This window comes from Pararoseomonas baculiformis (assembly GCF_017813395.1).
GTDB classification, from domain to species: domain Bacteria; phylum Pseudomonadota; class Alphaproteobacteria; order Acetobacterales; family Acetobacteraceae; genus Roseomonas; species Roseomonas baculiformis.
Map to the genome: position 1 here is coordinate 47123 of NZ_JAGIZB010000001.1, position 19922 is coordinate 67044.

Here is a 19922-nt window from a genome sequence, read left to right on the forward strand (position 1 = left end):
GCATATGGATCGGGACGTGCCAGCGGAACCCGAAAACGCCCCGCGCCCGAGGCGATTCCTGTTCCTGCAGGGACCCATCACCCCGTTCTTCCATGAGGTGGGGGCCCGCCTTCGGGCCCTTGGCCATGCCGTGCACCGGATCAACCTGTGCCTGGGCGACAAGCTCTTCTGGCGCGGCCCGGGCGCCGTGGACTTCACCGCCCGGAAGGAGGACTGGCCCGCCTTCATCGAGCGCTTCCTCGACACTCACGGGATCACCGACATCATCCTGCTGGGCGAGCAGCGCTATTACCACCGCGTGGCCATCGCCGCCGCCAGGGAGCGTGGCATCGCCGTGGTGGCCACCGATTTCGGCTATCTGCGCCCGGACTGGATCACCTTCGAGTTCAACGGGCTCGGCCGCGACAGCCTCTTTCCCCGTGATCCGCAGGCCATCCTCGCCCTGGCGGAAACCCTGCCCCCGCCCGACCTGGCCGTCCGCCACCGCGACAGCTTCTTCAACCAGGCCGTGCTGGACGTCTCCTACCATCTGCTCTCGCTGCTACCGGGCTTCTTCCGGCACTATGACAGCCACCAGATCTACCATCCGTTCCAGGTCTATGCCGGCACGCTCTACCGCATCGTCACGCGGCGCCGCGCGAACAGGCGGGCGGATGGCATCATCGCGCAGCTGAAGAAGCAGGGCGGCCCGCTCTTCCTCATGGCCATGCAGATGGAGACTGACTTCTCCGTCCGCGCCTATTCGAACTACGCGGACCTCGACACCGCGATCGAGGAGGTCACCCGCTCCTTCGCGGCTCATGCGCCGGCGGATGCACAGCTGCTCTTCAAGGTCCATCCGCTGGACCCGGCGGTGAAGAACTGGCACCGGCGCGTTACCCGCATCGCGCAGCGGGCCGGGGTAGCGAACCGCGTCCACTATCTCGGCGGCGGCAATCTCGGCGACATCACCGAGAGCGTGCAGGGCGTGATCACCATCAACAGCACGGTCGGGCTGCGCGCCATCGTGGACCGGCTGCCCACTTTCGCCATGGGCGAGGCCCTCTACAAAATCCCCGGCCTGGCCCATGAGGGCCCGCTCGACAGCTTCTGGAGCGAGGGCCGCCCTCCCAACCCGGAGCTGCGCGAGGCCTTCCTGCGCGGCATCGTCCACTGCCTGCATATCCGCGGCGTCTACTATGCCCGCCCCGGCCTGGACGTGGCGGTGGAGGCGGCGGCGCACCGCCTGCACCATGGGCTGGTCAACCAGCCCGTGATCGAGCCACCGCCGCCCCTGCTCTAGTCCCTCTTCCGGGCGGCCCGGGGTCAGTGCTCCGCGTCTATCCGGAAGCGCAGCAGCCGCACGGCGCGATCCGCCAGCGGTGCCGGCAGGAAGGACAGCGCCCGCAAGCCCAGGACCAGTGGAAGGGGAAAGCTGCAGCCCGGCCGCCCGGCCCGCAGGGCGCGCTCGATCCGCGCCGCGGCCTGGTCCGTGGAAAGGGAGAAGGGGCGCGATCCCCGCCAGGCCTGCCCCATGGCGCTCTCGAAGAACCCTGGCGCGATGAGCGTGACACCGGCCCCCGTTCCCACCAGATCGGCCCGGATCGCCTGCCCCCAGGCCCAGAGCCCGGATTTGGAGGCGCAGTAGCCCGGGCTGTCCGGCAGCCCCCGGAAGGCGGCCACCGAGGCCACCAGCCCGATCCGCCCGGCGCGCCGCTCCCGGATCGCCGGCAGCAGCGGCCCCACCAGGTTCACGGCGCCGAGCAGGTTCACCGAAACCTGCGCGGTCACCTCCGCCACGCCCTCCCGCCGCCCGTCCGAACGGCGCCCGGCGGCGATGCCGGCATTGGCGATCACCAGCACGGTCGGCGCCCCCGCATCCCAGGCCAGCACGGTGCGCTCCACCGCCGCAGCATCGCGGATGTCCAGGGCGGCGATCCTAACGGTGGCGCCCCGCGCCTCGCAGGCCGCGGCCGTCTCGCGCAGCCCGGCCTCGCTGCGCGCGGTCAGGCCCAGGGTCACGCCCGGCGCGGCGAAACGCTGCGCCAGCGCCGCCCCCAGCCCGCGCGAGGCGCCGGAGATGATCACCCCGCCCTTCACCGACGCCCCCCGATCCGCGCCAGCGTGCTGCGGATGAAGCCCTCGATCCCCCGGTGGATGGTCAGGGGGGAGATGCGCCAGGCCGCCGGGTCGTCCAGCCGTTCCATCATCACCTCCGGCGGGCAGGGCAGAAGGGTCACGGGATCGATGTAGCGGGGATAGAGGATGAGCGCGGCGGCCACGAGCTCGTCCAGGCTGCGGGCCACGCTCCGCCGGCCCGGCGGCAGCGGCGCGCGGTCATCGGTCAGCCCCCAGCCGGCATAGAAGGGCTGGCCCCAGCAGGTGACGGGCTTGTCCCGCAGCAGCGCCTCGAAGCCCGAGAGCGAGGTGAGGGTATGCATCGCGTCGATCTTCGGAAGCAGCGCCGGCAGCGGAACGCCGCCCACCACCGCATCCGCCAGCCCCTCCAGCTCCGCGGCGCGCAGCCGGCCCTTCCGGTACCCCGCCTCCAGGTCCGGATGCGGCTTGTAGAGGATGAAGGCATCCGGCTCCGCCGCCCGGGCCGCCTTCAGCAGATCGAGGTTGGAGCGAAGGCCGCCCCCGCCCAGCCGCACGGAGGCATCGTCCTCCACCTGCCCCGGCACCAGCACCACGCGCCGCCCCGCCGGGATCTCGGGCAGGCTGCCCCGGGCGGCGAGGTTGTACTTGGAGACGCCGCGGCGGACGATGTGTTCCCGAAGCGCCGCCGCACGGGCCAGCAGCCCCGCATCGAAGCGCTCCTCCGCCAGGATGACCTCCAGGTCGGAGGGCTGACGCGGGTCGTAATAGGCGCCACGGCCATCCAGGCTGTAGGAGGCGCCGGGCAGGAACCGCGCCCCGAGCCCGCGCGAGCGAACGAAGCCATCCTCCAGCAGGCGCAGCTCCACCCCCTGGCGCCGAATCGCCCCAGCCAGATCATCGGGGCAGGAGGCTGCCCAGGCCAGGACCGCCCCGCCCTCGGCCCGCGCCCTCTCGATCGCCCGGGGGATGTTTGCGGCGAAGGCCGGGGCGCCGCCCTCATGCGCCAGCAGCGCGGCCACCTGGCGGCGCTTCCAGCGGGCGATCCCTATGCAGGCCGATATCCCCCGGTTCGCGCGCTCCGCCGCCACCCAATCCGCCAGCAGGGCGAAGCCCTCCGCGCGGCTCCATGGTCGGCGCCGGAAGGGATCGGCGGCACGGATGCGGGAGAGGAGGGGTGCCAGATGCTCCCCTGGCCGGTCATGCGCCACCCCCGCCGCCTCGGCCAGGGCCGCCATGAAGGGCCGGGCGCCATGCAGCATCCCGGCACCCTCCAGCAGGGTCCAGGGCGAGAGCGGCTGGGGAAGGGCGCGGATACCAGGCGGGGCGGCAAGCACAGGCGGCGCTGCCCGCTCCGCGAAAGGATCGCGCGCCAGGACCACCGGGCGCCCGGAGGCACGGGCCGAAGCGAGGGCGGCCTCGCCCTCCATGCGCCGCGCGGGATCGCAGGGGTCGAACACGACCGCCCGGCCCTCCGGCAGGGCCAGGGCCCCTGCCCCGGGATCGGGCAGCCCCGGCGCGCCACCCAGCCGCGCATGGGCAATCAGGGAGGCCAGCCCGGCCGCCTCGCCCGGCTCCAGCGCAACCGGCTGCCCGGTTAGGATCAAGGGGGGGGCATCACGGCCGGCGAAGCGCGGCGGCGCGAAGGGATCCAGTGAAAAGGCCGGAATCCTTTCCGCACCACCGGCCGCGAACAGGCCCGGATCCTCCGGCCAGAAAGCCGGAAGATGCGGCCAGCGGGCGAGCAGGCGGGCGGCGTGCGTATCGCGTGACAGGTCGGCGTGGTTTCCCTGGGCCGTCATGAGGTTTTGCTTGGTGCGGCGCGGTAGGATAAACTGGCGCCATGAAGCAAGCCATGCCCCTGGGGCCGACCAGGGCCCGGATGGGGGCCCGGACGGCGGAACCGGCCCATGCCTGTCGCCGCGCCGCGCCCCGCCATGCCGCGTTGCTGGCCGCCCTTCTCGCTCTTCCGGCGCTGGCCGGATGCGCGAAGGGCGCGGCCGAGCAGAGCTGGTGGAACCCGATCGGCCTCGGCCCCGCCCCCACCTCGCCGCCACCCGCGACGAATGTGGTCCTGCCCGTCCGCGCCGCGGATCCGGTGGCCGCCTTCGCCGCGCGCGCCCAGGCCGGCCAGGTCGAGACGGTCTCGCTGCCCGGTGGCGGCCGCACCGTCACCGCCCGCATGGTCCGCGCCTATAACGCCGCCTCCGGCCGCGAGTGCCGTGAGGTACAGTTCGGCGCCGCCGTCCCGGGCGGCGCGCCGGGCGCGACCTATTGCAACGACCCCGCCCAGGGCTGGGTCGCGGCGCGGTCCCTGCTGCGCGGCGGGGCGGTCTACCGGCCGTGAGCGCCGCCGGCATGGTGCCGATCCCGCCCTCGCGGCCGGAGCGGCGCCACTGGATCATCGATGGCATGGCCACCCAGGGCCGTGTCATCGGCGCGCTTGTCATGCGCGAGATGCAGACGCGTTTCGGACGCCACAATCTCGGCTTCCTCTGGCTCTTCTTCGAGCCCCTCTTCCTCGGCTGCATGGTCGGGCTGATGCACTATGCCCATGGCCGGCACCTGCCGGGCGGGGTGAACCCCTTCCTGTTCAGCATCGCGGGCTATGTGCCCTTCTTCATGTTTCGCACCATGGTGAACCGAGCCGGCAGCGCGCTGCACGCGAACCTCACCCTGCTCTTCCACCGCCAGGTCACGCCGGTGGACGTGATGATCGCCCGCAACCTGCTGGAAGCGGCATCGGTGGTCGGGGTGATCATCCTCATCCTCTCCGTCGCGATCTGGCTGGTGGGCATCTGGCCGGCGAACCCGCTGCTGGTCTTCTTCGCGCTGATGCTGATGGCGGTGCTCTGCCATGGCATCTCCATGGGCGTTGCGGCCCTCGTCTCACGATGGGAGGGCGCGGACCGGCTGATCCATCCGATCACCTATCTGATGATGCCGCTCTCCGGGGCCTTCTTCGCGCTGCACTGGCTTCCCAACTGGGCCCGCGAGGCGCTGCTCTGGAACCCGCTGGTCAGCATTCATGAGGCGATTCGCGAGGGCATTTTCGGCAACGCCTTCCCGTCCTATTACGACCTCAAATATGTTGGTTGGTGCATCCTGATTACGAACCTGCTGGGCATGCTCGCGCTCCGGACCGCCCGGCGTAAGCTCGAGATCTTCTGATCCCGGCGATGAGTTTCCTGTAATGGCACTAATCCTTGAGAACGTCTGGAAGTCCTATCCCGTGCGTGGCGGGCGCCGGGAAATCCTGAAGGGCATCAATGCGGTGATCGAGCGCGGGGATGCCGTCGGCATCCTCGGCCGCAATGGCGCCGGCAAGTCCACCCTCATGCGTGTCATGTCAGGGGTGGAGGCACCAACTGCGGGCCGCGTCCGGCGGGAGATGTCCGTCTCCTGGCCTCTCGGCTCCGGATTCGGCCTCCAGGCCAGCCTCAGCGGCGCCGACAATGCGCGCTTCATCGCCCGCATCTACGGCCAGGACGTGCGCGAGACGCTCGACTTCGTGCAGTCCTTTTCTGAGATCGGTCAGTATTTCTTCGAACCCGTCCGGACTTATTCGGCAGGCATGATGGGCCGCCTGCTCATGGGCCTGTCCTTTGCCGTGAAATTCGACTGCTACCTGGTGGACGAGATTATCTCGGCCGGAGATCAGCGCTTCGTCCAGCGCTGCCAGACCATGCTGGAAGAGCGGCTCGGAAACGCCTCGCTCCTCATGGTCTCGCACTTTGCCGACCACATCAGGCAGTATTGCCGCACCGCCGTCGTGCTCCGGAACGGCCTGCTCGAGCTGTATGAGGACATCGATGAAGGTATCGCCGTCTATCAAAGCCTTTGATCCGGCGGCGCCGGGCTCGGGTGTCTCCGTTCCCGCGCAGCGGCGTCCTTCGAAGCTGGCGCGCAGCCTGCGCAAGTGGCGCGGCTTCCTACTGGTCGTCGTGCTGCCCACGGCGCTCGCCGCCGCCTACTATTACGGCATCGCCGCCGGCCAGTATTCGAGCGAGACCCGCTTCCTCGTGCGCGGCGCCTCCGGCTCCGCCAGCGCGGCGAACAGCGCCCTGGGCAGCGCTCTCAGCGGCGCGGGCTTCAAGCCCGTGCAGGAAGAGGCGATGGCCGTGCGGGACTTCCTCACCTCGCAGGATGCGGTGCGCGAACTGCGCCGTTCCATCAACCTCGTCGATGTCTGGCGGCGCGAAGAAGCCGACCTGCCCGCCATGCTGTGGGAGAGCGAGCCGACCATCGAGCAGCTTACCCGCTACTACCGGCGCATGGTGACGGCCGAGTACGACAGCGAATCGAGCGCGGTGACCGTGCAGGTCCGCAGCTTCCGCGCCGAGGATTCGAAGACGATCGCCGACGGCCTGCTCCGCATCGCCGAGAACCTGGTGAACCGCCTGAGCGAGCGCCAGCGGGCGGATACGCTCGGCACCGCGCGCGAGGAGGTGGCAATCGCGGAACGCCGCGTGATCGCGGCGCGGGAGGCCGTGATTTCCTTCCGGCAGGAGCAGCGCGCCATCGACCCGACGAGCGAAACGGCCGCGAATGTGGGCGCCGTGACCGCGATGGAAGGAGCCCTGGCCCAGGCCCGCGCCGAACTGCGCGAGAAGCTCGCCTTCATGCGGTCCGACAACCCCCAGATCGGGCTGGTGCGGAACCGGATCTCGGCGCTGGAAAACCAGATCGCCAATGAGCGCCAGCGCCTGACCAATGGCGAGCAGTCGGTGCCGCAGACCCTCGCCGGCTATGAGCGCCTGCTGCTGGAACGCGAATTCGCCGACCGCCAGTTCGCCTCCGCCGTCGCCAGCCTGGAAGCGGCGCGGGTGAACGTCGCGCGCCAGCAGCTCTACCTCGCCCCGATCACCGAGCCCCATGTGGCCGAAAGCGCGCAGTTCCCGAAAGCCGGCTTCGCGGTGGGTAGCGTTTTCGCCGTGCTCCTAGTCATCTATGGCATTGGCTCCCTGATCTTCGCCGGATTCCGTGAACATGCAGCCTGAACGCCGCGCCACGCGCGGCCCCGCCCTGCTCCGGGCCCTGATCACCGCCCTGTCGCTGACGGTGCCGCCCGGCGCCCTGGCGCAGAACCTGAACCAGGGATCCCTGCCGGGCGGGGGCAATGTGCAGCAGCCCGTGCCGGGGCGGCTGGGGCCCAGCACCTCGGCCATCTCGCCGGTCCAGACCATCGACTCCCTGTTGCCAGATGGCAGCCTGACGACGCGCCAGGGCACGGCCACGGAAGCGGAGGGCGGCCCGACCGCCACCGGCCCGCTGGGCGAGCCGCTCCGCGCCCCCGGGCCCGCCACCACGGTGTTCGGCGCCAATCTCTTCACGCGTGGCGCCTCCGTTTCCACGGATACGCCGAACCCGAACTACGTGATCGGCGTGGGTGACCGCGTTTCCGTCCGCGTCTGGGGCGCCGTGGAATCCGAGGCGATCGGCCAGGTTGATCCGGACGGGAACCTGTTCCTTCCCTCCATCGGCCCGATCCGCGTGGCCGGCACCCGCGCGGGCGACCTGCAGCAGGTGGTCGAGGCCGAGGTGCGCCGGATCTACACGCAGCAGGTGCAGGTCTATTCCGTGCTGCTGAACGTCAACAAGGTCGGCGTCTTCGTCACCGGCTTCGTCCGCAGCCCCGGCCGCCACACCGGCACGGGCATGGACAGCATCCTGGATTACCTGACCCGCGCCGGCGGCGTGGACCCCGCCCGCGGCTCCTACCGCGACATCCAGATCCAGCGTGGCGGCCGCACGGTGCAGACCGTGGACCTCTACCCCTTCCTCCTCACCGGCCGCCTGCCCCGCTTCCTGTTCCAGGAAGGCGACACGATCGTTGTGGCCAAGCAGGGCGCGCTGGTCAGCGCCGATGGCGCCGTGCGCAACAACTACCTGTTCGAGGTGCCGGGCCGCGCCATGCCGGGCGACGAGCTGGTCCAGCTCTCCGCCCCGCTGCCGGCCGCGACCAATGTGGTGGTGCGCGGCACGCGCAACGGCGCGCCCTGGTCGCGCTACACCACCGTGACCGAGCTGCGGCGCCTCTCCCTGCTCGACCAGGACGTGGCGACCTTCATTACGGATGCGCCGCCCCAGACCATCCGCGTGACCATCGAGGGCAGCCGCATCGGCCCCTCCGTGCTGATCGCGGACCGCGATATCGGCCTCTGCCAGCTGCTCGACCATGTGGCTGTGGACCCGGTGCTGGCCGATACCAAGTCGGTCTATCTGCTGCGCCCGAGCATCGCGGCCCAGCAGCGGCGCACCATCAACGAGACGCTGGACCGGCTGGAGCGGCAGCTCTTCAACGCCACCTCCCTCACGACCGGCGTGGCCGAGATCCGGGCCAGCGAGGCGCAGCTCGTCTCCCAGTACATCTCCCGCGGCCGCCGCGTGCAGCCCGAGGGAAGGCTGGTCGTCTCCGACAGCTCCGGCCGCTGCACCGACACGCGGCTGATGGATGGCGACACCATCGTCATCCCCGAGCGGAGCGAGGTGGTGATGGTGGCCGGCGAGGTGGTGACGCCCCAGGCCGTTGTCTGGCGCCCGAACCTTCGGGTCGAGGATTACGCGAATCTCGCGGGCGGCTTCACGCAGCGCGGCAATCTCTCGAACATCATGATCCGCCGCCCCAGTGGCGAGCTGATCCTGGACCCGCCCGAGGGCCCGCGCCCGGGCGACGAGCTGATCGCCCTGCCGCGCCTGGATCCGAAGCTCTTCCAGGTGGGCCGCGACATCCTGCAGCTCATCTACCAGAGCGCCCTCTCGGCCCGGGTGTTCCAGTAGCGCCGCAAGGCCGGTGGGGGCACCGCCCCTCCCGGCCCGGACTTTCCGGTTTGCGTCCGGTCGGGCGGCACCTTCGGGTGCGGCCCGATCGCGTTCAGGCCGGCTGGGCCGGAACGAGGATCCGCTTCTCGAGATAGGCGAGGCGGTCGGCGGGCGATCCGCCGCGCAGCACCGCGACCGAGACCACCCCCACCCCGACCTCCAGGGCCACGCCCTGCTCATCCGGCGGCAGCGGCGTTCCGGGATCGGCCTCGAGCGTGAGGTGAAGCACGGGCTCCCCGGCCTCGATCTCCAGCGAGATCTCGCCTGCCTCCTCGGCCCTGCTCTCCCGCTCCACCGCCGCCGCGCCGCGCCGGCCCAGGCTCACGCGGAGGATGCCCCGCGCGCCCGGCGGGGGGCGGAGCGCCAGCGCGACGCGCGCCGGGCCGTCCCAGTGCACGGGCAGGCGCAGCTCCGCGATGCCGGGGCGGGTCCAGACTCCCCAGGCCTCCGGCGGATGCCAGCCCTCCCCCGCCTGGATGAAGGCGGCGCGGGCCAGGGCCGGATGCGGGCCGGAAGAGCCGCCATGGCCGAGGGAGAGCGGCTCGCAGAGCGGTAGCAGCGGCGGCGGCTCCCGCTCCTGGAAGGCAAGGCGGCGCGCGGCGGCAAGCAGGTCATCCGCTACCTCCGCCCAGGGCCGCAGCCCGCCATGGCGAGGAATGCGCGCCGCGGCGGCGGCCAGGCGGGCGGGATTGGCGATGAACCCCAGCACCACGGCGGCCAGGTCCTCGGCATTGTTCGGCTCGAAGAACACCGCGCCGTTCCGGCCGCTCTCCAGCAGCGCCGGGATCTCCGAGACCACCGGCACCTTCCCATGGAGAAGGGATTCGGAGACCGGCAGTCCCCAGCCCTCATGCCGGCTGGGGTAGAGGGTGAAGAGGCAGCCCCGGTAGAGCCGGGCCAGGGTGGCGTCGTCCAGATCGTGCAGCAGCGTCACGCGCTCGGCCAGCACAGGGTCCGCCGCCAGGGCCTCCATCACCGGCGCGTCGCCCGGCGCGCGCCTTCCGGCAAAGACGAGGCGCGGCGTGCCCGCGGCTCCCCGGCGGTCCAGCAGGATCCGCCATGCGGTCAGGGCGAGGAGATGGTTCTTCCGCGGCTCCAGGCTGGAGACGAGCAGCACGAAGGGTCCGTCCGGCAGGTCCGGATGGGCCGCGCCCCCGCGCCCCCCGGCCGGGGCCCGGCGGCGGGACAGGCCGCCGAGACGGAAGGCGCCGGAGGCCGGGGCGGCGGGAAGCGGGGCTTCCGCCGTTTCCTCCACACTCTCCTCGCCCCGGCCGTCGGGCGGCACCACCAGTACCTGCGGCGCGGGCCAGTCCGGCAGGTGACGCCCCATCAGCCGGCGATATTCCACGGCGGTGGCCTGGGACACGGCGATCACGCCATCGGCCAGCACCGGCAGGGTGGAGAACCAGCGGGCGAATTCGGCACGCAGGGCCGGGCCTGCGATGCCCGGCAGGACCAGCGGCCCGCAATCATGCAGCACGGGCACGTGGCGTGCCCCGGCCTCGCGCGCTGCGCGCAGCGCGGTGGCGTAGCGGGGCAGCCACCAGGCACTGCCAAGGGTGATGATCACCGCGCCCGGCCCGGGATGCAGCACCGCACCCTCCCGCCGCCAGGCGTCCAGCACGGCCAGGCTGGCCTTCCAGGCCGGCTCCTCCGCATCGGCGCCGCTGCGCGAGAGCTGGTGGAGGCGCCGGAACAGCCCCATGGGCAGCGCCCGCCAGACACCCTGATCCGGATGCATGGCGCAGAGGGTGACATCCCCCGCCGCCGCCGCGATCTCGGCCTGCACGCGCTGGATGCCGCTGGGCGCGCGCCGGTGGAAGAACCAGCTCACCAGGTCCGAAAGGTCCAGCACCGGCCCGGTGGCGGCGCGCGGCGGCAGCTGCGAAAGCGCATCGCGCCACTCACGCAGGGCATCTGGATCGGTCGGATGGATCTGCAGCGCCTGGCCATAGGCCTCGGCCGCCGCCTCACGCTGCCCCGTCAGCTTCAGCGCATGGCCGATCTGGATATGGATGTCCGCGTCATCCGGCTGCATCGCCTCGGCGCGGCGGTACAGTTCCAGCGCGGCGGCGGCCCTGCCGCTCTCCTTCAGGCAATGGCCGCGCTGGACCAGGATGCCGCGGTCATCCGGGCGGAGGCGGAGATAGGCGCCATAGGCCTCGGCCGCCTCGGCCCAGCGGCGACCGTCCCGCGCGGCATCCGCCCGCGCCAGCAGCGTGCCCGGATCCTCGGTATCGCCAGCCCAGTCCTCGGCCACCGCCAGCCCCCATCCTGTTGCGGGCGGACCATGCCGCGCCCGCACCGCCCTGACCAGCGTGTGACCCCTGCCCGGCTTCGGCTCCGCCCGAGGATCGTCTAGGGTGGCGCCGATGCGCCCCAGAATTCTGATCGACGGCTTCAACCTCGCCCTGGAGCACGGGACGGGGGTTTCGACCTATGCCCGGAACCTCTCCTACCGGCTCGGCACCGCCGGCGCGGCGGTGGAGGTGCTCTATGGGCGCCATGTGAACCCGAAATGGGCCCCGCTGATGCGCGAGGTGGCCTTCTTCGACGACCCGGCGATCGAGCGCATGACCCTGGCGCGCCGCATCCGCCGCTTCCGCCGCACCATGATGGCGGGCCTGGGCGAGAGGGCGGTGGATATCCCCGTCACCGGCCAGGTGGTGGCGGACACCTATGCCGGACGGCTGCCGTATTTCGACCGACTCTGGAACGTGGAGGACGTGTTCAACCGGGCGCATAACCGCTTCAAATGGGGCCCGAAGATCGTGCCGGTGCAGTTGCCGGACGGCCCGCCCACCGTCGCGCACTGGACCTACCCGCTGCCCCTGAGGGTGCCCGGGGCGCGCAATATCTACACCTTCCACGACCTGGTGCCGCTGCGCCTGCCCTTCACCACCCTGGACCAGAAGCGCCGCTACTACCGCCTTTGCCGCCTGTTGCTGGACCAGGCCGACCACATCGTGACGGTGAGCGAGGCCTCCCGCCAGGACATCATCTCCCTGCTCGGCGCCCCGCCGGAGAAGGTGACGAACACCTATCAGTCCGTGGAGCTGCCGCCCCATCTGGCGAACAAGCCGGAGGACGTGGCGCGGGACGAGGTGCGCGGCGCCTTCGGCATGAACTGGAAGGACTACCACCTGTTCTTCGGCGCCATCGAGCCGAAGAAGAACCTGGCCCGGCTGATCGAGGCCTATCTCGCCTCCGGCGTCACCACGCCCCTGGTCATCCTGGGCAAGCAGGCCTGGAAAGCCGACACCGAGCTGCGGCTGCTGGAGGCAAAGCACGTCCTCAAGGGATCGCCGCTGGCACCGAGCACGGGGCCGGTGCCGGAGGGGCTGGGCCGCGTCGTGCAGCTGGACTACGCCCCCTTCCGCCTTCTCGTCTCGCTTATCCGGGGCGCGCGCTCCGTGCTCTTCCCCTCCCTCTATGAGGGCTTCGGCCTGCCGGCGCTGGAGGCGATGAGCCTTGGCACCCCCGTCCTCACCTCCAACACATCCTCCCTGCCGGAGGTGGTGGGCGACGCGGCGGTGAAGGTGAACCCCTATGATGTGCGCGCCATGGTGGAGGGCATCCGCGTGCTGGATGCCGATGAGGAGCTGCGCGACCATCTCTCCCATGTCGGCCGCCGCCGGGCCGCGCTGTTCAGCGCCGCCGCCTATGAACGGCGCCTGGCCGAGGTCTATGCCCGCCTGGGCGTGCCGCTGGAGCCTGGCACGCCCGAGCCGGTCCTCCCCGATGGGGAGGAGGCCTTGGACAGCGCCGCCGCCCTTCGCTAACACCCCCGCCCCGACGCCCACGCAAGGCCTGCCTCCATGACCGACACCCTGCCCGACCGCCTCTCCACCGATCCGAAGAGCCCCTTCTTCAACGCCGAGCTGCTGGAGCGCGGCGTGGGCATCCGCTTCAAGGGCGTGGAGAAGACCAATGTCGAGGAATACTGCGTCAGCGAGGGCTGGGTGCGGCTTTCCGTCGGCAAGACGCTGGACCGCACCGGCAAGCCCCTCACCATGAAGCTCCAGGGCAAGGTTGAGCCCTATCTGCGGGACCAGGCCGCGTCCCCCGCGGAAGAAGGCTGACAGGGAGCGGCGGGGTCGCTTGACCCCACCCGTGCCGCCTCCGCATATGGCGTCCATGCTCATCCGGCTGCAGCCAGCCCTCGCGCGGGCGCGAATTCCCGGCCCGGTCCTCTTCTGAGGGCCGGGGTTAAATTTCAGCGCCTGCCCTTTGCCGCCCCCCATCGTCGCCATGGGCCGTGCGGCCCCGAGATCCGGACCGACCATGACCGACGCCCCCGCCACCGAGAGCCAGCAGACCGAGGGGGGCCGCGACTACCGCGGCACCGTCTTCCTCCCCAAGACCCCCTTTCCCATGCGCGGCGACCTGCCGAAGCGCGAGCCCGCCACCCTGGCCCGCTGGAAGGCGCAGGATCTGCGCGGCCAGCTGCGCGAGCATTCCCGGGGGCTGCAGAAATTCGTCCTGCATGACGGCCCGCCCTACGCGAATGGCCCGCTGCACATCGGCCACGCGCTGAACAAGATCCTGAAGGACGTGATCAACCGCGCCGCCCAGATGATGGGCAAGGACGCCGACTACGTCCCGGGCTGGGACTGCCATGGCCTGCCGATCGAGTGGAAGGTCGAGGAACAGTACCGCGCCAAGAAGCAGGACAAGGACTCCGTCCCCGTTCTCGAGTTCCGCGAGGAGTGCCGGCAATATGCCCGGCACTGGCTCGGCATCCAGTCCGAGGAATTCCAGCGCCTTGGCGTCCTGGGCGATTGGGAAAACCGCTACGCCACGATGGACTTCACCTCCGAGGCGGTGATCGTCGAGGAGATCGGCCGCTTCCTGATGAACGGCTCCCTCTATCGCGGCCTGCGCCCGGTGATGTGGAGCCCGGTCGAGAAGACCGCGCTGGCCGATGCCGAGATCGAGTATCACGACGTGACCAGCGCCACGCTGCACGCCGCCTTCCCCATCGTGAAGACGGCCGCGGCGGACCTGGAGGAGGCGCGCGTCGTCATCTGGACCACCACGCCCTGGACCATCCCGGCCAATCGCGCCGTGGCCTATGGCGAGGAGATCGACTATGCGCTGGTGCATGTGGATGGCATCGAGGAGGGCTCGCTGCTCGCCACGGGCGACAAGCTCGTCATCGCCCTGCCCCTGCTGCCCGCCTTCGCCAAGGAAACAGGGCTGGCCGCGCATTCCATCCGCCGCATCATCAAGGGCAGCGAGTTCGCCGGCACCATCCTCGCGCATCCGCTGCGCGGCTGGGGCCCGGGCGGGGGCGCTTATGACCATGACGTGCCCATGCTGCCCGGCGAGTTCGTGACGGCGGAGGCCGGCACGGGCTTCGTCCACATCGCCCCCAGCCATGGCGAGGACGACTTCGCCCTCGGCCGCGCCCATGGCCTTCCCGTGCCGGAAATGGTGGGTGATGACGGCATCTACACCGTCCAGGCCGCCGGCTTCGCCGGCATCCATGTCTTCAAGGCGCATGACGCCGTCTGGGCCGCGCTGGAGACGATGGGGACGCTGGCCGCCAAGGGCAGCCTGAAGCACAGCTATCCCCATAGCTGGCGCAGCAAGAAGCCTGTCATCTTCCGCGCGACGCCCCAGTGGTTCATCGCGATGGACGATCACAACCAGATCCGCGCCAAGTCGCTGGAAGCCATCGCCAACACGCATTTCGTGCCGGACCAGGGCCGCAACCGCATCGGCTCCATGGTCGCCGCGCGCCCGGACTGGTGCATCAGCCGCCAGCGCGCCTGGGGCGTGCCCATCGCCGTCTTCGTCGAAAAGAAGACGGGCGAGGTGCTGCGCGACCCCGCGGTGATGGACCGCATCATCTGCGCCTTCCGCGAGGAAGGGGCCGATGCCTGGTACAGGCCCGGCGCCGCCGCCCGTTTCCTCGGGAATGAGAGGAACCCGGACGAGTACGAGCAGGTGATGGACATCGTGGATGTGTGGTTCGAGTCCGGCTCGACCCATGCCTTCTGCCTGCCCGACCACAACCTGCCCTTCCCGGCGGACCTCTACCTGGAAGGCTCGGACCAGCATCGCGGCTGGTTCCATTCCTCGCTGCTGGAATCCGTCGGCACGCGCGGGATCGCGCCCTTCAAGGCGATCCTGACGCATGGCTTCGTGCTGGATGAGTCCGGCCGGAAAATGTCGAAGTCCCTCGGCAACGTCACCGCCCCGCAGGAGGTGATGAAGGACTATGGCGCCGACATCCTGCGCCTCTGGGTGATGAATTCCGACTTCGCCGAGGATCTCCGCATCGGCAAGACCATCCTTGGCCAGCAGGCGGAGCTGTATCGCCGCATCCGCAACACACTGCGCTGGCTGCTCGGCAGCCTTGATGGCTTCACGGATGCCGAGAAGGTCGGCCACGCCGAGCTGCCGGAGCTGGAGCGTTTCATCCTGCACCGCGTGGCCGAGATCGACGCCCGCATCCGTCGCGCGGCCACGGATTACGACTGGTCCGGCGTCGTGCCGGAAATCCACAACTTCTGCGCCTCCGACCTCTCCGCCTTCCTCTTCGACATCCGCAAGGACAGCCTCTACTGCGACCGCGCGGATGACCCGCGCCGCCGCGCCGCCCGCACGGTGCTGGACGTGCTGCATCGCTGCCTCTGCACTTGGCTGGCCCCGGTTCTGGTCTTCACGGCCGAGGAAGCCTGGCTCGCCCGCTTCGGCCAGGATGCGGACAGCGTGCACATGCAGACCTTCCCGGAGATCCCGGTGGAATGGCGGGACGAAGCCCTGGCCGCCCGCTGGGCTCGGGCGCGCGCCGTGCGCTCCCTGGTCACCGCGGCCCTGGAGAAGGCGCGCGCCGCCGGCACGATCGGCAGCTCCCTCCAGGCCGCGCCGGAGCTCTACCTGGGCGAGACCTATGCCGACCTGGCCGACCTTCCCTGGGCAGAGCTCTGCATCACCTCCGACCTGACCCTCCTCGGCACGAAGCCGGAAGGCGAGGATGTGGAGGAAGGTGAGCACGCCGCGGCGCGCTTCGCCCCGGCGCCGGGCCACAAATGCGACCGTTGCTGGCGCGTCCTGCCGGAGGTCGGGCGTTCCGCCGCCCATCCCACCCTCTGCCTGCGCTGCGAAGCGGCGGTCGCCTGATGGCCGCCCTCAATCTCCGGCGCGGGCTGATCCTCGCCTTGCTGGTGCTGGTCGCGGACCAGCTGAGCAAGTGGTGGATCCTGGAGGTGGTGAACCTTCCGGAGCGCCGGAATGTCCCGCTGCTGGGCGGCGGCGATTTCGGGCTGGACCTGACCATGGTCTGGAACCGCGGCGTCACCTTCGGCCTGCTCTCGGGCAGCCAGCCCTGGCATGCCTGGGCGCTGGCGGCCATGGCGGCCGCCATCGCAGTCTTCCTCATTCGCTGGATGGCCAAGGCGGAGAACCGGCGCACCGCCCTGGCGCTGGGCGCCATCGTGGGCGGGGCCGTGGGCAATGTGATCGACCGCGTCCGCTTCGGCGCCGTGGTGGATTTCGTGGATGCCTATGCCTGGGGATGGCACTGGTACGTGTTCAACATCGCCGATGCCGCCATCGTCCTGGGCGTGCTCGTGCTGCTGGTCGAGGCCGTGACGGCGCGGCCCGCGGCGGATGAGCCGGGCCGGGCGGCATGACCTATCCTCCTCCCCGGTTTCCGTGCGCCTCGCACCCCTGCTAGAAACGGCCGCCATGACCCCCCGCCCCCTTCTCCTGGCCCCCCTGCTGCTGCTGGCCGCCTGTGGCGGTGACACGGCACGCAGCCTGGGCCTCACGCGTGACGCCCCGGATGAATTCCAGGTGGTCACCCGTGCCCCCCTCTCCATCCCCTCCAGCCTGGGCCACCTGCCCGCGCCCCGCCCGGGCGCGCAGCGCCCGCAGGAGCTTTCCGCCCGTGAGCGTGGCGAGAGCACCCTCGCCCCCGGCACCCTGATGGGCGAAGGCCGGACCGACCGCCCCTCCAGCGCCGAATCCGCGCTCATCGCCCAGGCCAGCCAGTCCGCCGGGGTGGGCGCCACCTCCGCCAATCTCCGCCGCCAGGTGGATGAGGAGGCGCGCCGGCTGGAGCGCCCGCAGCGCAGCCTGACCGACCGCCTGATGTTCTGGCAGGACGCGCCGCCCCCGGGCACGGTGCTGGACCCGGAGCGGGAGGCCCAGCGCCTGCGCGAGGCCGCGGCCCTTGGCCGCGCCCCGGACCAGGGCGAGACCCCGATCATCCAGCGGCGCCAGCGGGGCCTGCTGGAAGGCCTGTTCTAGGATGGATGGCCGGGATGGGTTTTGATGTAACGAAACCCACCCGGCCATTTCCGCTTTCCCCTCCCAGCCCCACATGCCCGGAATGACCCCTCTGACCCGCCGTGCGGCCCTGGCCACTGCTGCCGTCATGCCTGCCGCCCTGGCCAGCCGTGCCCCGGCGCAAACCCCGCCCGCCCCCGCCATCGCCGTGGCACCGCCGCCCATCCCGGCGGACCGGCCCCTCTTCGGCGCGACGATCTGGCGCATGCCCAACGGGCTGCGGGTGGCGCATGTGCGCACGCGCGGCGCGCCGGTGGTGGCGCATTACCTGTTCTACGGCGTCGGCGCCGGGGATGACCCCGCCGGCCGCTCCGGCCTCGCCCATTTCCTCGAGCACATGATGTTCAAGGGCAGCGAGCAGGTGGCGGATGGCGAGTTTTCCCGCCGCGTGGCGCGGGAAGGCGGGCAGGACAATGCCTTCACCTCCCGCGACGTGACCGCCTATCACCAGACGGTGGAGGCCACCCGGCTCAAGCTGGTGGCGATGATGGAGGCCGACCGCCTCCGCGCGCCCCTCTTCCCCGAGGGCGGGGTGGAGCCCGAGCGCGCCGTGATCCTGGAGGAGCGCCGCCAGCGCACCGAGAGCAACCCGCGCGCCCGCTTCCGCGAGGCCTTCGATGCCGCCATGTGGGGCCGCCAGCACTGGCGCGGCCGCCCCATCATTGGCTGGCCGGAGGATATCCGCGCCATCACGCGCCAGGACATGCTTGATTTTCACCAGCGCTGGTACACGCCCGCCAATGCCGTGCTGGTCGTCTCCGGCGCCGTGGACGAGGCCGCGCTGCGCCGCGTGGTGGAGGACGAGTATGGCGGCGCGACCGGTGGCGAGCCGATCGCCCGCCGCCGCGCCGATCCGCCCCCCGCCCCGCTGGAGGCGCGGCTGGTCCGCAACGATCCCGGCGTGCGCGAGGCACAGATGCTCCGCTCCTGGATAGCCCCCACCCTGACCTGGGGCAGGGGCGGCGCGGGGATGGAGCACGCCCTGCCGCTGGAGGTGCTGGCGCATCTGCTGGGCGGCGGCCCGGGCTCCCGCATGCACAAGACCCTGGTGCAGACCGGCCTCGCGGTCGGCGCCGGCGCCGGATATGACAGCGACAACCTGGGGGCGGACAGCTTCTCCCTCTATGCGACCCCGCGCGGCGACACGACGCCCGCCAAGCTGCAATCCGCCGTCGAGGACCAGATCGCGAAGCTGCTGGACGAGGGCGTGACGGGCGAGGAAGTGGCGCGCAGCCAGCGCCAGCTCACGGCCGGCGCGCTGCTCTCGCTGGATGGGATCGGCGCCGCCCCGCGCCTGCTCGGCAGCGCGCTCGCGATCGGCCTGCCGGCGGATGCGGTGGAGCACTGGCCCGCCCATATCCGGGCGGTGACGCCCGAGGCCGTGATGGCCGCCGCCCGCGCCGTCTTTACCCATCCCTCGATGACCGGCTGGCTGCTGCCCGAGGGCATGCGCGCACCATGAGCGACATCATCCCCAGCGGCTTCACCCTCCCCGTGCAGGTGGTGGAGTCGGCCGGCGTGACCGCCTGGCTGGCCGAGGACCACTCGGTCCCCGTCATCTCCATTGCCTTCTCCATCCCCGGCGGTGCGGCGCTGGACCCGGAGGGCCGGGAGGGCTCCACCGCCCTTGCCGCCGCCCTGCTGACGGAAGGCGCCGGGGAGCTGGATGCCAGCGCCTTCCAGGAAGCGCTGCGCGACGCCGCCATTTCCTTCAACTTCTCGGCCGACCGGGACGAGTTCTCCGGCAGCTTCCGCTGCCTTTCGGAGGCGCTGCCAGAGGCCCTCCGCCTCGCCCGCCTCGCCCTCTCAGCCCCGCGGATGGAGGCGCCCGACATCGAGCGCGTGCGCGCCCGCGCCATCGCCGGGGCCCGCCAAGCGCTGGAGAACCCCCGTGGCCAGGCCGGCCGCGCCTTCTGGAACGCCGCCCTGCCCGGCCCCTTCGGCCACCCGCCGGGCGGCACGGCGGAAAGCCTCGCCACCCTGTCGGGGGAGGTGCTGAAGACCGTTCCCGGCCGGCAGTTCCGCCGGCACCGGCTGATGGTGGCGGCATCCGGCGCCATCACGGCCCCGCAGCTGCGCGATGTGCTCGGCACCCTGTTCGGCGACTGGCGCATGGACCAGCCCGCCGGCCTTCCCGCCCTGCCCCCCTTCTCCGCCACCGGCGTGAAGGTGGTGCCGATGGAAAGCCCCCAATCGGCCGCCGTCTTCGGCCAGCCCGGCATCGCGGTGGATGATCCGGACTGGGAAGCCCTGGGCGTGGTCATGCGCGTCCTGGCGGGCGGTGGCTTCTCCTCCCGCCTGATGCAGGCCGTGCGGGTGGAGCGCGGCCTGGCCTATGGCATCGGCGCCGGTCCGGAGCCCGTGGCGGGCCGCAGCATCCTCGTCGGCTCTGTTGCCACCGAGAATGCCCGCATGGCCGAGACCCTGTCGGTGCTGCGCGGCGAATGGGCGCGCATGGCCGCTTCCGGCCCCACCGATGCCGAGCGGGAGGAGGCGATCGCCTATCTCACCGGCAGCCAGCCGCTTTCCTTCACCTCCACGCGCCAGATCGCGAGCATCCTGCTCGCCCTTCAGCGGAACAACCGCCCGCTGGACTGGCTGGCCAACCGCCCTGCCCGCCTTGCCGCCCTTTCGCGCGAAAGGCTGGCCGCGGTGGCGCAGCGCGTGCTGCAGCCGGATGCGCTGGCCGTGACGGTTGCAGGCCGGCCCGAGGGCCTCTGAGG

Annotated in this window: 16 protein-coding genes; 13 read left to right on the top strand and 3 right to left on the bottom strand. The window is 71.2% G+C overall.

Annotated features, from left to right (window positions below):
- Positions 1-16 precede the first annotated feature (16 nt).
- A complete protein-coding gene (locus J8J14_RS00230; RefSeq protein WP_209377417.1) occupies positions 17-1282 on the top strand; it encodes a capsule biosynthesis protein in 1266 nt (421 codons plus the stop codon).
- 23 nt (positions 1283-1305) lie between these two features.
- Here the strand turns inward: J8J14_RS00230 and J8J14_RS00235 are convergent, their stop codons facing one another.
- Positions 1306-2079: an SDR family NAD(P)-dependent oxidoreductase gene (locus J8J14_RS00235; RefSeq protein ID WP_209377418.1), complete on the bottom strand. Its 774-nt coding sequence runs from the start codon at positions 2077-2079 to the stop codon at positions 1306-1308.
- On the bottom strand, positions 2076-3878 hold the full coding sequence (locus tag J8J14_RS00240) for a capsular polysaccharide export protein, LipB/KpsS family (RefSeq protein ID WP_209377419.1): 1803 nt from the start codon (positions 3876-3878) through the stop codon (positions 2076-2078). The genes J8J14_RS00235 and J8J14_RS00240 overlap by 4 nt, the downstream gene beginning before the upstream one ends.
- Positions 3879-3919: 41 nt before the next feature.
- Here J8J14_RS00240 and J8J14_RS00245 point away from each other — a divergent pair, with 41 nt between their 5' ends.
- The 5 genes from J8J14_RS00245 (at position 3920) to J8J14_RS00265 (ending at position 8856) form a co-directional block, all read left to right on the top strand.
- Complete coding sequence (locus J8J14_RS00245) at positions 3920-4423, top strand: DVU3141 family protein (RefSeq protein ID WP_209377420.1); 504 nt, start codon at positions 3920-3922, stop codon at positions 4421-4423.
- On the top strand, positions 4420-5247 hold the full coding sequence (locus J8J14_RS00250; RefSeq protein ID WP_209377421.1) for an ABC transporter permease: 828 nt from the start codon (positions 4420-4422) through the stop codon (positions 5245-5247). The genes J8J14_RS00245 and J8J14_RS00250 overlap by 4 nt, the downstream gene beginning before the upstream one ends.
- A 61-nt stretch (positions 5248-5308) precedes the next feature.
- A complete protein-coding gene (locus tag J8J14_RS00255; protein ID WP_342452351.1) occupies positions 5309-5920 on the top strand; it encodes an ABC transporter ATP-binding protein in 612 nt (203 codons plus the stop codon).
- Positions 5889-7076, top strand: coding sequence for a capsule biosynthesis protein (locus J8J14_RS00260; RefSeq protein ID WP_209377423.1), 1188 nt, complete (start codon positions 5889-5891; stop codon positions 7074-7076). Before J8J14_RS00255 ends, J8J14_RS00260 begins: the two co-directional genes overlap by 32 nt.
- Positions 7066-8856: a polysaccharide biosynthesis/export family protein gene (locus tag J8J14_RS00265; RefSeq protein WP_209377424.1), complete on the top strand. Its 1791-nt coding sequence runs from the start codon at positions 7066-7068 to the stop codon at positions 8854-8856. Before J8J14_RS00260 ends, J8J14_RS00265 begins: the two co-directional genes overlap by 11 nt.
- A gap of 94 nt (positions 8857-8950) precedes the next feature.
- On the opposite strand, the gene J8J14_RS25580 is transcribed toward J8J14_RS00265, so the two are convergent.
- The gene (locus tag J8J14_RS25580; RefSeq protein WP_209377425.1) at positions 8951-11158 is read right to left on the bottom strand and encodes a glycosyltransferase; all 2208 of its coding nucleotides are present in this window, start codon (positions 11156-11158) and stop codon (positions 8951-8953) included.
- 112 nt (positions 11159-11270) lie between these two features.
- On the opposite strand from J8J14_RS25580, the gene J8J14_RS00275 reads away from it, so the two are divergent.
- The 7 genes from J8J14_RS00275 (at position 11271) to J8J14_RS00305 (ending at position 19920) form a co-directional block, all read left to right on the top strand.
- Positions 11271-12680 carry a glycosyltransferase family 4 protein gene (locus tag J8J14_RS00275; protein WP_209377426.1) on the top strand — a complete coding sequence of 470 codons (1410 nt, stop codon included), beginning with the start codon at positions 11271-11273 and terminating at the stop codon, positions 12678-12680.
- A gap of 36 nt (positions 12681-12716) precedes the next feature.
- Positions 12717-12980 carry a DUF3297 family protein gene (locus J8J14_RS00280; protein WP_209377427.1) on the top strand — a complete coding sequence of 88 codons (264 nt, stop codon included), beginning with the start codon at positions 12717-12719 and terminating at the stop codon, positions 12978-12980.
- Between the two features lie 202 nt (positions 12981-13182).
- Positions 13183-16029, top strand: a complete 2847-nt coding sequence (gene ileS / locus J8J14_RS00285; RefSeq protein WP_209377428.1) for an isoleucine--tRNA ligase — start codon at positions 13183-13185, stop codon at positions 16027-16029.
- Complete coding sequence (lspA, locus tag J8J14_RS00290) at positions 16029-16541, top strand: signal peptidase II (RefSeq protein ID WP_209377429.1); 513 nt, start codon at positions 16029-16031, stop codon at positions 16539-16541. Before ileS ends, lspA begins: the two co-directional genes overlap by 1 nt.
- A gap of 55 nt (positions 16542-16596) precedes the next feature.
- Complete coding sequence (locus J8J14_RS00295; RefSeq protein ID WP_209377430.1) at positions 16597-17160, top strand: DUF3035 domain-containing protein; 564 nt, start codon at positions 16597-16599, stop codon at positions 17158-17160.
- An 82-nt stretch (positions 17161-17242) separates the two neighbouring features.
- Positions 17243-18661 (top strand): M16 family metallopeptidase, encoded by a 1419-nt coding sequence (locus J8J14_RS00300; protein ID WP_209377431.1) that lies wholly within the window; start codon positions 17243-17245, stop codon positions 18659-18661.
- The gene (locus tag J8J14_RS00305) at positions 18658-19920 is read left to right on the top strand and encodes a M16 family metallopeptidase (RefSeq protein ID WP_209377432.1); all 1263 of its coding nucleotides are present in this window, start codon (positions 18658-18660) and stop codon (positions 19918-19920) included. The genes J8J14_RS00300 and J8J14_RS00305 overlap by 4 nt, the downstream gene beginning before the upstream one ends.
- The last annotated feature ends 2 nt before the right edge of the window (positions 19921-19922 follow it).

Coding starts and splice junctions, on each gene's coding strand:
- J8J14_RS00265 (WP_209377424.1), top strand. CDS start 7,066: ATGCAGCCTGAACGCCGCGCCACGCGCGGCCCCGCCCTGCTCCGGGCC.
- J8J14_RS00245 (WP_209377420.1), top strand. CDS start 3,920: ATGAAGCAAGCCATGCCCCTGGGGCCGACCAGGGCCCGGATGGGGGCC.
- J8J14_RS00275 (WP_209377426.1), top strand. CDS start 11,271: ATGCGCCCCAGAATTCTGATCGACGGCTTCAACCTCGCCCTGGAGCAC.
- J8J14_RS00280 (WP_209377427.1), top strand. CDS start 12,717: ATGACCGACACCCTGCCCGACCGCCTCTCCACCGATCCGAAGAGCCCC.
- J8J14_RS00295 (WP_209377430.1), top strand. CDS start 16,597: ATGACCCCCCGCCCCCTTCTCCTGGCCCCCCTGCTGCTGCTGGCCGCC.
- J8J14_RS00305 (WP_209377432.1), top strand. CDS start 18,658: ATGAGCGACATCATCCCCAGCGGCTTCACCCTCCCCGTGCAGGTGGTG.
- lspA (WP_209377429.1), top strand. CDS start 16,029: ATGGCCGCCCTCAATCTCCGGCGCGGGCTGATCCTCGCCTTGCTGGTG.
- J8J14_RS00300 (WP_209377431.1), top strand. CDS start 17,243: ATGACCCCTCTGACCCGCCGTGCGGCCCTGGCCACTGCTGCCGTCATG.
- J8J14_RS00260 (WP_209377423.1), top strand. CDS start 5,889: ATGAAGGTATCGCCGTCTATCAAAGCCTTTGATCCGGCGGCGCCGGGC.
- J8J14_RS00240 (WP_209377419.1), bottom strand. CDS start 3,878: ATGACGGCCCAGGGAAACCACGCCGACCTGTCACGCGATACGCACGCC.
- ileS (WP_209377428.1), top strand. CDS start 13,183: ATGACCGACGCCCCCGCCACCGAGAGCCAGCAGACCGAGGGGGGCCGC.